This window comes from Tenacibaculum soleae (assembly GCF_001693415.1).
GTDB lineage: Bacteria > Bacteroidota > Bacteroidia > Flavobacteriales > Flavobacteriaceae > Polaribacter > Polaribacter soleae.
Window position 1 is genome coordinate 1,008,790 of sequence record NZ_MAKX01000001.1, and the last position, 13,165, is coordinate 1,021,954.

Below are 13,165 nucleotides of genomic sequence, written 5' to 3' on the forward strand. Positions count from 1 at the left end.
AATTATGAGAGGTTTTATAAAAAAAGTAATTCACCCTTTCTTTAGAGTTATAACTAAACTTTGGTTTTCTAAGCCAAGGAAGTATTCTTATAAAAAAGTAAGTGTAACAGTACATCCAGAAGTGTTTCCTCCGCATTATACAATAAGTACTAAAATTTTATTAGATTTTATTAGCACTTTAAGTATTTCAAAAAAAGACTTTTTAGAGCTAGGTTGCGGTTCAGGAATCATTTCTTTATATGCGGCGTCAAAAAAAGCAAACGTTACAGCAGTAGATATAAACGTAAAGGCTATCGAGTATTTAAAAAAATCGGCTTTAAAAAATAACTTATCGATTACTGTGATATATTCAGATTTGTTTTCTGAATTGAAAGATTCATATTTCGATTTGATAGTCATAAATCCTCCTTATTATCCTAAAGATCCACAAAATCAAAAAGAACAAGCTTGGTTTTGTGGGGTAGATTTTGAGTATTTTAAACAATTGTTTCATGAATTATCTAAAAGAAAAAAAACTGAAACTGTATATATGATTCTTTCAGAAGATTGTAATTTAGCTAAGATTAAAGATATTGCTTTAAATCACCACTTTGAAATGAAAATTATTTTAGAAAAGAAAGTGTTTAAGGAGAGAAATTTTATTTTTCAAATTATTAAGAATAAAAAGTTATAATTAGGTGAAAATTTATTAAACCCCGTAATTTAGGATGAGTTTGTTAGTTACTATTTAAGGTTAAAACTATTTTAATAGTTTTAACCAAAATAATGAAGTCTAATTTCCAAGGGTATTTTTCTATATAGTATAAATCAAACTTTAATTTTTTTAGGTTGTCCTTAGGTTTTGCTTTAGGTAAATTAACTTGAGCCCAGCCAGTAATACCTGGCTTTATGGCATGTCTTAACTTAAAAGAAGAATTCTCTTTTAAATATTCATTAACATAATGAGGTTGTTCAGGTCTAGGACCTATAAAACTCATGTCGCCTTTTAAAACATTAAATAGTTGAGGAAGTTCGTCAATTTTAGAAAGTCTTAAGATTTTACCTAAAGAGAAAATTTTAAAATTAGATTTTTCTATGTGGTCATTTTGAACATTAGAAATTGTTCTTATCTTGTATATTAAAAATAGTTTATTATCTTTTCCTACTCTTGTTTGTGAATATATAGCAGATTCTTTTAGGGTTATTTTAGTTAGTAATAAAGCAATTATAATTAAAGGTAGTGATATCGGTAAAAAAAAGAAAACAATACAAATGTCAAACATTCTTTTCAATATTTTTCTTTTCTTTCTTTCTAAAGACGAACTAGAATTTTCAATCATTTTAACGAAAAAAGGAATTTTTTATAAATATATTAAATACATTTAAAAAAAAACATCGTGTTGAAAAAAATATTACATAAAAACGAATTTTATTTGCACTCGAAATCGCGAGATAGAGTAGTAGGTAGCTCGTCGGGATCATAACCCGAAGGTCACTGGTTCGAGTCCAGTTTCCGCTACTAAGAAAAAGTCTTTCATTATATTTGAAAGACTTTTTTGTTTAAAAGTAAAGTTTGGTAATGAGTTACTTTATTTAAAGCAATCTGATTTTTTTGGTTTTTGGTTAGCAGGTGTTAAATCACGGCGATAAAATACTGTTTTACCAATGCTAATATTTGATTTTTTAGCACTCATATCTAAAAAAAGTTCTTTTTCTCCCTTCTTTGCAAAATCATACGTTAAATCATTGATACAATGCCTTTTGTTGTTCTTTGTAATTATAACAAACCAGTAGCGCATATACTTTTGTGGTTGCCGTAGGTTTTTTAGCATGCATGTCATAGGACAAAGGAGAAACTAATAAACGTGCATTTCCGTATTGGTTTTCTTTTAAGAATGTTTTTCATCTGTATTTAAATTAAGTTGTACTTTAAAAATATATGTTTTATGTGTGTTAAAAAATACCTAATTCTAGGTATTTTGATGCTATTGAATTTTCTTAAATAAATAAAGGATAGCCTTTAAATTGAGGGTTGTTTATATTTTGAGTATAAAATAAAAACTAAAAAACAAAAAATAGTATTGTAGTTTAATAAAAACATAGTATATTTGCAGTCCAAATCGCGGGATAGAGCAGTAGGTAGCTCGTCGGGCTCATAACCCGAAGGTCACTGGTTCGAGTCCAGTTCCCGCTACTAGTAAAGAGTAATCAGCAATGATTACTCTTTTTTTGTTTAAAAAGTTAAACTTTTTTATTGTTCTTGTTTTACAAAAGAAAGATGTTATTTTTACAAAAAATAGAATAACTTTTTTAATTGTATAAAAATGAGGAAATTAATAGCGATCTTAATCTTTACAATAAGTTCTGTGTCATACGGGCAAATGCACAGTCCTGTAAAATGGACAACCACAGTAAAAAAAATATCTGATAAAGAAAGTGAATTAATTGCCGTAGCTACATTAGATGAGGAATGGTACATTTATTCTCAAGAAATACCTAAAGGAGGGCCATTACCTACGGTGTTTTCATTTACAGGAGATCAACGTTACTTAAAAAAAGGAAATACAAAAGAAGAAGAAGGGCACGTTGTAGATGATGATGTATTTGATATGCGTATTAAATATTTTGATAAAAAAGCAGTTTTTAAACAACGTATTCGATTAAAAACAAACGAAAAGTTTATCATAAAAGGTACTGTTGAATATATGGTTTGTTCTGGTGAAAATTGCTTACCTCCAAAAGAAGAAGATTTATCTTTTTCAATTAATTAAAGTTTTAAGAAATAGTAAATGAAAAAAACAGGAATATTATTATTTTGTTTATTGATAAGCTTATCAGCAACAAGTCAAATATTTAATCCAATTAAATGGACAACTAAAGTTGAAAAAGTAACAGATTCTAAGTTTAAACTAATAACAATAGCAACTATTGAAAATGGTTGGAGCTTATATTCTCAACAAGTACCAAAAGGAGGACCAATACCAACAACTTTTACTTATGATGATGTTGGAGGTAAAATTACAATAGTCGGAAATACGAAAGAACCTAAGGGAAAAATTAAGTTTACCAAACTGTTTAGTGAAACAGGAATGAACATTAAATCTTTTGCTCATAAAGCGATTTTTGAACAAGAAATAACTTTGGTAGATGCTAGTATTCAAAAAGTCGATGCTTTTGTAGAGTTTATTGCATGTACTGAAGAGCAGTGCTTGCCTCCAAAAGAAATAGAACTCACTTTTGCTTTAAATAAAGCAAGTATTAAAAACAAAAATGCAACTAAAATAAAGACAACAATAAACGGTAAGGATGATAAAAAAGGTTTATTAAGTATCTTTTTTATTGCTTTTTTATCAGGTTTTGCCGCCTTATTAACCCCGTGTGTTTTTCCGATGATTCCGATGACGGTAAGCTTTTTTACAAAACAAAGTAAAAGTAAAGCTAAAGGAATAAAAAATGCAATTATTTACGGGATTTCAATTATCGGAATATATGTATTATTAGGTACCGTAGTTACCGGTATTTTTGGTGCAGATGTTTTAAATGCGTTATCAACAAATGTTTGGTTTAACATTATCTTCTTTTTAATTTTAATAATTTTTGCAGTTTCCTTTTTAGGAGCTTTCGAAATAACATTGCCAAGTTCTTGGGCTACAAAAGTAGATTCACAAGCAGATAGAGGTGGATTATTAGGAATCTTTTTTATGGCATTAGCCTTAGCAATTGTATCATTTTCTTGTACTGGACCAATTGTAGGGACATTGTTAGTAGAGGCAGCCTCAAAAGGGGGAATCGCGCCTATTGTAGGTATGTTAGGTTTCTCTTCAGCTATCGCAATACCATTTGCATTGTTTGCAGCTTTTCCGGGTTGGTTAAATTCACTGCCAAAATCAGGAGGGTGGTTAAACACGGTAAAAGTTGTACTAGGATTTTTAGAATTAGCTTTAGCTTTTAAATTCTTATCGAATGCCGATTTAGTATTGCAATTACATCTACTAGAAAGAGAAGTATTTATTGCAATTTGGATAGCTATTTTCGGGGCTTTAGCATTATACTTATTTGGTAAAATTCAATTGCCACATGATAGCCAGCAAAACCATATTTCAGTAGGTAGATTAAGCTTAGGATTAATAGTAGCATCATTTACTATTTATATGTTACCTGGTATGTGGGGAGCACCTTTAAATTTAATCTCGGCTTTTCCGCCACCACAACATTATAGCGAATCTCCTTATGGGGTAGGCTTTACAAAACAAAACACTGTAACAGTTTCAAATAACGATACAAATACACATAATAGTTTACCTGAAGGTGCACATTTAATGCCTCCGCATGATATTATTTCTTTTCATGATTATGACAAGGGATTAGCATATGCTAAAAAAGTAGGGAAACCAGTAATGATAGATTTTACAGGGCATGCTTGTGTAAATTGCCGAAAAATGGAGCAAAATGTTTGGGTTAAACCTAAGGTTTTAGAGGTGTTAAAAAACAAAGTAGTACTTATATCATTATATGTTGACGATAAAAGGGCTTTAAAAGAAGGTGAAGTTGTTGAATCAAAATTAAACCCAGGAAAGAAATTAAAATATATAGGACAAAAATGGAGTGAAATGCAGACTATAAAATATAAAGCAAATTCACAACCATTTTATGTGTTAATGGCACATGATGAATCTAATTTAATTGACCCCGTTGCCTACACTCCAGATGCATCAGAATATTACAATTGGTTAGAAAAAGGAATTGCAAATTTTAAAAAACAATAATAAAAAAGCTTCTCTATAACGAGAGGCTTTTTTATTATTTGTGCTTTATTATATAGTTTTCTAAAAATAATATACCTTTGCACAATATGTTAGATACTACACACGAGAAAAAAAATCAAAGAGTTTTTACTTTTAATTACCTTGTTTTTCGTAACCAATCAAATAAATTTATTCCGCCTGGGATATAATAATATTTAATTGTTTTCTTTTTTAAGAAAACAAACCACCCATTTCTTCTTTTTAACAGAAATACTCTATCACCCAGAAGTAATTTTTTAATTTATATTGTTTTATAATTATAAAGCAGTATGATTGATGCCTTATGCAAACCATTATGCATTCTATTTTATTTCATTTATGAATTAAAATAGTATGTTTCATTATACAACCTTAAAATAAAAGACATGATATTAAAAACATACGATGCGTTTAATCGCATTACACCTTTAAAAATCGAAAAAGTAACCAATTTTTTATTCGAACACCTTGAAAATTATGGAGATAGTAAAACAGCAATAAAAAAAGCAATAGATTACGCAGCCAAAGAGAGAACAGGTTTAGGTGGTTATGTATTTACTATTGAAAATGATAATATAATTGTAGGAGCAGTTGTTGTTAATAAAACGGGTATGGATGAGTATATACCTGAAAACATTTTAGTTTACATAGCAACTCACAATGAGCATAGAGGTAAAGGAATCGGTAAAAAGATTATGAAATATGCTATAGATAACTGCAAAGGAGATATAGCATTACATGTTGAAAAAGATAATCCTGCAAAATTTCTATATGAAAAATTAGGGTTTACAACCCCTTATTTAGAAATGAGGTTAAAACGATAAGTAAAAACACTCAATATAACCTTTAAATAATATGGCAGAATTAATAATTCATTCAGAAAGGATAAAACATAATATAAAAAGTTTAAGTAGCTTTTTTGAAAAAAATAATATAGAATGGAGTTTGGTTACAAAAGTGTTTTCAGGAGATAAAACTTTTTTAAAAAGAGTTTTAACCCCAGATGTGACTGAGAAAATAAATTCAGTAGGAGATTCTAGATTAACAAGTCTAAGAAACATACGAACAGTAAACTCTAAAGCAAAAACTATTTATATTAAGCCACCTGCAGATATTTATGTCGATGATGTTGTCGAATATGCAGATATATCCTTAAATACATCTTTATCAACAATTAAAAAATTAAACGAAGCTGCAAAAAAGAAGCAAAAAACTCATAAAGTAATTGTTATGGTTGAGTTAGGGGAGCTTCGTGAAGGTGTTAAGCGAGATGATATTTTAGGGTTTTATGAACAGGTTTTTAAACTTTCAAATATAGAAGTTATCGGTATAGGTTCAAATTTAGGCTGTATGTATGGAGTAGAGCCAACGTATGACAAATTATTGCAATTATCATTATATAAAGAATTAATTTCCGCAAAGTTTGATAAAGAATTAAAATATGTTTCTGGAGGAACCTCTATAACATTACCACTAATTGAAAATAAAATGATTCCTAAAGAGATTAATCATTTTAGAATAGGAGAAGCTGCTTTTTTTGGTATTAGTCCTCTTGAAAATAAACAGTTTCAAAATTTATTTACAGAAACCTTTGAGTTTTATGCAAATATTATTGAATTAGAAGAAAAAAAAATTGTTCCAGACGGTATTATAAGTGAAGCTAATATTGGGCATACAACAGATTATGATCAAAAAAAACTAAAAGAAACATCTTACAAAGCGATACTAGATTTTGGTTTATTAGATGTTAACAAAGAGGATGTAGAAACAGATGATTCTGATATTTCTTTTGTAGGAATAACATCCGACATGTTGGTTATTGATGTTGGTACAAATAAAGATACTTTAGGAAATATAAAATATAAAGTAGGAGATAAGGTTAAATTTAAACTTAATTATATGGGAGTCGCCAGGTTGTTAAGCTCTAAGTTTATTGATAAAATATACTTATAAGATTTTGCGATTTATTTTCAAGAGAGAAGTATAATCTCTCTTGAAAATTTAATCATATCTATTCGGATTAAAAGGGCTAATATCTAAACTAGTTTTTTCTTCAGATATAATTTCAGAAACTAGTTTTCCGGTTGCAGGTCCTAAGCTCCAGCCCATCATCGCATGCCCGGTTGCAATAGTAATATTTTTAACTTTAGATAAACGACCAATATAGGGTAATCCATCAGGAGAACATGGTCGCAATCCGCTATCAGCGTTATCAATTTCGAGTTGATTTATATCTAGACCTTTATAATAGTTTTCCCCTGCTTTTGTAATAGTTTTTACGCGAGTGGCATTTATTTGGTTGTTTAATCCGCCTATTTCCATAGTTCCTGCAAAACGAGTAAAACCATCCATTGGTGTAACAGCAACTTTTGCTTCAGTTAAAATAGCTGGAATTTTAATACCAGTGTCTTTTTTAACATCAATTCTATAACCTTTACCAGCCTGTATAGGTATTGTTGTGTTTAGTTTTTTTAATAGTTTTTGTGACCATGAGCCAGAAGCAATAATAATTTCATCAGCAAATAACTCTTGTTTGGTTGTTTTAATAGAAGTTACATTATTTTTAACTGTATTAAAATCGAGTACTTCTTCGTTTTGTAAAAAAGTAACTTCATTGTTTATTAAATATTTTTTTATTTGAGGCATAAAATCATTTGGCGTCATATGAGCATCAGAATGATAATAGACTGCGCCCTTAATATTTAAATTCACATTAGGTTCTAATTTTTGAACTTCTTGTTTTGTTAAAAGTTCAACCTTTAAGCCTTCTTCAATTGCAACTTTTCCCGTATTCCATTCTTCTTCTCCTGCTTTATCTGTCTTGTAATACATCAGCAAACCATTGTTTTGGTAAAAAAAATCAAAATCATTCGAATTCTTCATTTCTTCATATAAAGCTTTACTAAATAGATTAATATTCTTTATAACAGGAATAGATGAGGTTACTTTTTTAGTAGTTGATGCTTTTTTAAATAATAACGACCATTTTAAAAAGTCGATATCTAGACGTGGTTTTATTGAAAACGGACTTGTGGTACTAAGCATCCATTTAATTCCCTTATTAATCATCCCTGGAGCTGCTAAAGAAATAATATGACTAGGCGTTATTATACCCGCATTTACGTGTGAAGCACCAGATGAAAAATCATTTTTTTCGATTACAGTAACTTTATGCCCTTTTTTTTGAAGATAATAAGCACTACACAAACCAATAATTCCGCCACCAATAATTAATATTTTTTTAGACATAGGAATATTTTTAAATTACCTGAAAACCATGTGCATACGGGTCATCTTCATCATTAATAATTATGTTATTATATCCAAATACTTTTGCCCAGCCTTGTATGCTTGGTATAATTGCTGGTTTTCCGTTTAAAGTAGTTTCTTTTGTTACCTTACCAATAAATTTGCTGCCAATAAAACTTTCGTGAATAAAAGGTTCATCTAACTTTAATTTTCCTTTTGCGTATAATTGAGCTAAACGAGCTGAGGTACCTGTACCACAAGGACTCCTGTCAATAGCTTTATCACCGTAAAAAACAGCATTTCTTCCAGATGATGTTACGTCAATTGGATTTCCTGTCCATAACAGATGTGTTACATCTCTAATAGTTTCGTTTTCAGGGTGAATAAACATATCAGGATATTTTTCATTGATATTTTTTCTAATAACTTGTGAAAATTGAATAATCTTTGAAGCTGAAAAATTATGAACTCCACTAAAGTTTTTTTGAGGATCTATAATGGCATAATAATTACCGCCATAGGCAACATCAAAAGTAATGTCTCCTAATTCAGGGCAGTTAACAGTTAAATTTTCAGCAGCTAAATAGCTTTTTACGTTTGTAAGTTTTACCCAATCTACTTTTTCATTTGTTTGTTGATATTCGATTTCAACCAATCCAGCAGGGGCTTCCATTTTAATTTTTCCTGGAGTTTTTGGTGTAATTAAGCCTTCTTCAATAGCAATAGTAACGGCACCAATAGTTCCGTGTCCGCACATAGGTAAACATCCCGAAGTTTCAATAAATAAAATAGCAAAATCATTATCAGAGTTATGCGGAGGAAATAGCATTGCTCCACTCATCATATCATGTCCACGAGGTTCAAACATTAATCCTTTACGAATCCAATCATATTCGTTTAAAAAATGTTGTCGTTTTTGGCTCATATTAGTTCCAATTAAATTGGGACTACCACCAGTAACAAGTCTTACAGGGTTTCCGCAGGTATGCGCATCAACGCAAAAGAAAGTTTTTTTCATGCTAAATTGAAGCGCCAGCTTGTATTCTTTCTTAGAAAAAACCCTTCAAAATCTCTCTAATTAAGAAAAACGAAGCTGGCTTTGTTTTCAATCTCTTTAGCGTATTCAAAAGTAGTATTTAGTTTTTTTGAATACCTAAAGAAAATGTTAATTTTTGTTAAAGTATTTGTTGTTTTGTACGTTCATTATTAACCCTACGTGAAATATTTAACGGATTTTCATTCTTTAGTTCATCCGGTAATAATTCGTTTGGCCAATCTTGATAACTAAAAGGTCTAATCCAACGTTTAATTGATTCGGTTCCAACTGCTGTAAATCTAGAATCTGATGATGCTGGATAAGGACCACCATGCGTCATAGATTCACAAACTTCAACACCTGTTGGTACTCCATTAAAAATAATTCTTCCAACTTTAGTTTGTAAAGCATCAGTTATGGCAGGAAGTTTAGCAAAATCTTCTTTTTCTGCTAAAATAGTACCTGTTAATTGCCCTTCTAAATGATTAATAATTTGTATTAATTCTGATTGGTCTTTTGCTTTTACTACTATAGAAAAAGGACCAAAAACTTCAGTTTGCATTTTAGGGTTTTCTAAAAAGTCAGCTCCTGATACTGCACATATTGTTGAAGCAGCAAAATTAGAATTAATATCTCCTTGAATTTTTTCAACGATTTTTATACCTGGTTGTGAAGTGACAACTTCTCCGTTTGACACAAAGGCATCTTTAATATTTGGATGTAACATACATTGCGATGCAATTGCTATAGTTTTTTCTGCTAAATCTTTAATAAAAGCATCTGTTTTTTCCCCTGCTATAGTTAACAATAATCCTGGGTTTGTACAAAATTGCCCTGTTCCCACAGTTATTGAATCTGCATAAGTAGCTGCTGTTTCTGCAGATTTATTTTTAATTACATTTGGCATTATTACAACAGGGTTGATACTTCCCATCTCAGCAAATACCGGAATTGGTTCAGATCTTTCAGCTCCTAAATTGTATAGTGCTCTACCACCAGCAATACTTCCTGTAAACCCTACAGCTTTTATTTTTGGGTGTTTTACTAATGCACTACCAACAATTCTTCCGCTTCCAGTAATGTTTGAAAATACACCATTTGGCATTCCTGTTTTTTCTGCTGCTTTTATAATTGCTGAAGCTACTAATTCTCCTGTCCCTGAGTGCATTGCGTGTGATTTTACAATTACAGGACAACCTGATGCTAATGCACTTGCTGTATCTCCTCCTGCAGTTGAAAAAGCTAAAGGGAAGTTACTTGCTGCAAACACCACAACAGGGCCTAAAGGAATTGACGTTTTTCTAATATCTGACTTAGGTAATGGCTGTCTTGTAGGGATTGCTTCATCAATGGTAATGCTTCTCCATTCATCTTTTAAAATTAATTCAGCAAAGGCTCTCAATTGACCTATGGTTCTACCTCTTTCTCCTTGTGCTCTTCCTTCAGGTAAACCAGACTCTAACATATACATATCGGTTAGTTCTGAGTCTAAAGCTAATATTTCATCAGCTATTGCATTTAAAAAAACAGCTCTTTGCTTTCCTGGTATTTTACGATATGTTTTAAAGGCACTGTCTGCTAACATTACAGCTTCATTTACTTCTTCTAAAGTAGCTTGGTGAAAAGCGGTAGGATTTTGTATGTTTAACTTTGGATTTATTGTTTTGTGCGTTTTCGTTCCGTTTCCAGACAATCTATTTCCTATATAATTTTTTCCTGTAATCATTGTGATTCTTTATTTATATTCTATACCAATCGGGTTTGTAACATTGATCTTATTTCTTTAAAAAGAACATCAATTTTAAATACATAAAAGCCTAATTTTGATAAAGATATTAATTTGTTTATTATATCAGTAAGTTATTAATTAACCTTTTTGAATACAAAAATAGTATTGATTTAATATTTTTTTTGTTTATTTTCTATCTTGTTATGATACTATTTTATCCATTTATATGATTTTATTCGCGTTATGCGTGAGTAGTGTATGTGTTTGTTGTTATTTTATATAGTTTTACAAAAAACTTACTAATATAATTTTAGACAATAAGAAACATGATAAAAGTAAATAATTCAGATTGGAGATATAGCGTTATGCCGGCCGTGTTTACATGGTTGAAAGAGTCAAAATCTGGCGATTTTGAAATAGACTTGGATGCTACAAAAAAATATGCAGCAGACATTTTAAAGGTTCAAGGAAAAGGTGGAAGCAGAATGGGGGGACTTGTAGGTTCTGGTACTTTAGGTGAGAACAGCTATTTGAGCTCAGAACAGCGACTTTCTTTACTAAAAGCTCTTTCTGAGGTTGCTAAAGAATACAATGTGCCATTAATTAGTGGAGCTGCAGCAGAAACTAAAGAAGAACTTGCTAAAATAGTTGAAGGTCTTGCTACTGTAGGAGTGGATACTGTTATGGTAATGCCTCCAAAAACTAAAGCAGTTCCTTCTGATGAAGAAATGTATGAGTACTATGCACTTGCTGAAGCAACTGCAAGAGGTGCAGGCATAACCATTATGCCTTATAACAATCCTGATGCAGCTGGATATCATGCGCTTTCAGTGGATCTTCTTTTACGAATTTCTGTTCTCCCTAATGTAACTGCACTTAAAATATCAACTATAGATGTTTCTATTATTGAAACATTGATGTTAAAGAATAAAGAATTAAAAGTTTTAGCAGGAGTCGATACAGTAACTATACATGCAGGACTTGCTGGAGCATGTGGTGGAATTACAGGTGTAGGTTGTATCTTCCCAAAGGCTAGTGTTACTATGCAAGAATATATCGTAAATGGAGAATGGGCTAAGGCAAATCAAATCTCTCAGGCAATGAATTCTATTTCATATCTTGATGCACAGCCGTTACTTATGGAATATCTTAAATATGCTTTTGGAATTCATCATAATGATGCTGATGGAGGACTTCACACATTAGGTACGAAGTTAACACAGCAACAAATTAATGATGTTCAGGTAAGATATATTCAAGCTAAAGAGAGACTTGAGGTTCTAGACTTAATATAGGTTAATTCTTTTAAGTAGTCAAAAAAACTCTTTTTTTATTGAGTTTTATTATGGTCAAATGCTTAGTATCATAAAAAGAGAGCAGATTGAGAATAGATTAATGACAAAAAGTTATATTATTTTTCTAATTAAAACTTTCTTTTTGTGATACTACCTTATCTTTTTTTGTTGAAAAATATTATTGTATTATTTGAATAGTTTTGAGTTTTTAATTTAACAGTATATTAATGAAAGTTTTACCATTTAAAATACCAAAAGTAAAAAATCTAGGATTAATTTATCAAGAAGATAAAGGACGATTTTTTTATGATAAGTTACATCAGCATGAAGAAATTCAACTTTGTTATATTGTAAAAGGTGAAGGAACTTTAATTGTTGGCGATACAGTTAATGAATATAATACAGGTGATATTTTGGTAATAGGAGGTAATCAACCACATGTTTTTAAAAGTGATATAACTAATGTACAAGAGTCATTTATGATATCACTTTTTTTTACAAGGAAATCATTTGGTGATACCTTTTTTGAATTGGATGATTTTAAAGAGCTTACTTCTTTTTTTGACAATAGTAAAAATAGTTTTAGAGTAAAAAATAATAAGAAAGTATTAATAGATTTTTTTTTAGAACTACAAAAAAGTAGGGATTTAGTGAAGTTTATTATTTTTATTAAGATGATAGCTGTTATTTCAAATTCTGAAATTGAATATCTCTCTTCATTTGTTTACAAAAAAAAATATACAGACAATGAAGGAAAGAGAATGAGAGATATAATGGACTTTACTCTTGCTAATTTTAATAAAAAAATTGAATTGAATGAAATAGCACAAATTGCAAATATGACTTCTAATGCTTTTTGTAGATATTTTAAACAAAGAACAAATAAAACATTTTTTGCTTTTTTAAATGAACTTAGAATTGAAACGGCATGTAAATTACTGCAAAATAAAGAATATTCAATTATTGAAGTTTCTGAGAAATCTGGATTTAAAAATATTTCTAATTTTAATAGAAAGTTTAAAGAATTAAAAAGGAAAACTCCATCTAATTATCGGTTGAATTATTAAAACATTAAAAATTAATAATAAGAGCA

12 protein-coding genes and 2 tRNA genes are annotated in these 13,165 nt (G+C 30.0%); 9 read left to right on the forward strand and 5 right to left on the reverse strand.

What is annotated here, in order from left to right; genetic code table 11:
• Positions 1 to 4 precede the first annotated feature (4 nt).
• On the forward strand, positions 5 to 673 hold the full coding sequence (locus tag BA195_RS04685) for a methyltransferase (protein ID WP_068702917.1): 669 nt from the start codon (positions 5 to 7) through the stop codon (positions 671 to 673).
• A 43-nt stretch (positions 674 to 716) separates the two neighbouring features.
• Here BA195_RS04685 and BA195_RS04690 read toward each other — a convergent pair whose 3' ends face one another.
• Positions 717 to 1,319, reverse strand: coding sequence for a sugar transferase (locus BA195_RS04690; protein ID WP_084443064.1), 603 nt, complete (start codon positions 1,317 to 1,319; stop codon positions 717 to 719).
• A gap of 106 nt (positions 1,320 to 1,425) precedes the next feature.
• Between BA195_RS04690 and BA195_RS04695 the strand changes: the two genes are divergently transcribed.
• Positions 1,426 to 1,498: transfer RNA gene (locus BA195_RS04695), tRNA-Met, on the forward strand.
• A gap of 70 nt (positions 1,499 to 1,568) precedes the next feature.
• Here the strand turns inward: BA195_RS04695 and BA195_RS14345 are convergent.
• A complete protein-coding gene (locus tag BA195_RS14345) occupies positions 1,569 to 1,778 on the reverse strand; it encodes a hypothetical protein (protein WP_176714952.1) in 210 nt (69 codons plus the stop codon).
• Between the two features lie 322 nt (positions 1,779 to 2,100).
• Here BA195_RS14345 and BA195_RS04705 point away from each other — a divergent pair.
• The 5 genes from BA195_RS04705 (at position 2,101) to BA195_RS04725 (ending at position 6,716) form a co-directional block, all read left to right on the forward strand.
• Positions 2,101 to 2,173 (forward strand) — tRNA-Met (locus BA195_RS04705).
• Between the two features lie 130 nt (positions 2,174 to 2,303).
• Entirely contained in the window at positions 2,304 to 2,750 is a 447-nt protein-coding gene (locus BA195_RS04710) for a protein-disulfide reductase DsbD domain-containing protein (protein ID WP_068702921.1), read from the forward strand.
• An 18-nt stretch (positions 2,751 to 2,768) separates the two neighbouring features.
• Positions 2,769 to 4,745, forward strand: a complete 1,977-nt coding sequence (locus BA195_RS04715; RefSeq protein ID WP_068702925.1) for a protein-disulfide reductase DsbD family protein — start codon at positions 2,769 to 2,771, stop codon at positions 4,743 to 4,745.
• Positions 4,746 to 5,149: 404 nt separating this feature from the next.
• Positions 5,150 to 5,587: a GNAT family N-acetyltransferase gene (locus BA195_RS04720; protein ID WP_068702926.1), complete on the forward strand. Its 438-nt coding sequence runs from the start codon at positions 5,150 to 5,152 to the stop codon at positions 5,585 to 5,587.
• Positions 5,588 to 5,618: 31 nt separating this feature from the next.
• Positions 5,619 to 6,716, forward strand: coding sequence for an alanine racemase (locus tag BA195_RS04725; RefSeq protein WP_068702931.1), 1,098 nt, complete (start codon positions 5,619 to 5,621; stop codon positions 6,714 to 6,716).
• 48 nt (positions 6,717 to 6,764) lie between these two features.
• Here the strand turns inward: BA195_RS04725 and BA195_RS04730 are convergent, their stop codons facing one another.
• From BA195_RS04730 to BA195_RS04740, 3 genes are all read right to left on the reverse strand, one after another.
• Entirely contained in the window at positions 6,765 to 8,012 is a 1,248-nt protein-coding gene (locus tag BA195_RS04730; protein WP_068702933.1) for an NAD(P)/FAD-dependent oxidoreductase, read from the reverse strand.
• A gap of 10 nt (positions 8,013 to 8,022) precedes the next feature.
• A complete protein-coding gene (locus BA195_RS04735; RefSeq protein WP_068702935.1) occupies positions 8,023 to 9,030 on the reverse strand; it encodes a 4-hydroxyproline epimerase in 1,008 nt (335 codons plus the stop codon).
• Positions 9,031 to 9,187: 157 nt separating this feature from the next.
• Entirely contained in the window at positions 9,188 to 10,774 is a 1,587-nt protein-coding gene (locus tag BA195_RS04740; protein WP_068702938.1) for an aldehyde dehydrogenase (NADP(+)), read from the reverse strand.
• Positions 10,775 to 11,103: 329 nt separating this feature from the next.
• Here BA195_RS04740 and BA195_RS04745 point away from each other — a divergent pair, with 329 nt between their 5' ends.
• Positions 11,104 to 12,072, forward strand: a complete 969-nt coding sequence (locus BA195_RS04745; RefSeq protein ID WP_218059519.1) for a dihydrodipicolinate synthase family protein — start codon at positions 11,104 to 11,106, stop codon at positions 12,070 to 12,072.
• A gap of 227 nt (positions 12,073 to 12,299) precedes the next feature.
• Complete coding sequence (locus BA195_RS04750; RefSeq protein WP_068702939.1) at positions 12,300 to 13,139, forward strand: AraC family transcriptional regulator; 840 nt, start codon at positions 12,300 to 12,302, stop codon at positions 13,137 to 13,139.
• Positions 13,140 to 13,165: the final 26 nt, after the last annotated feature.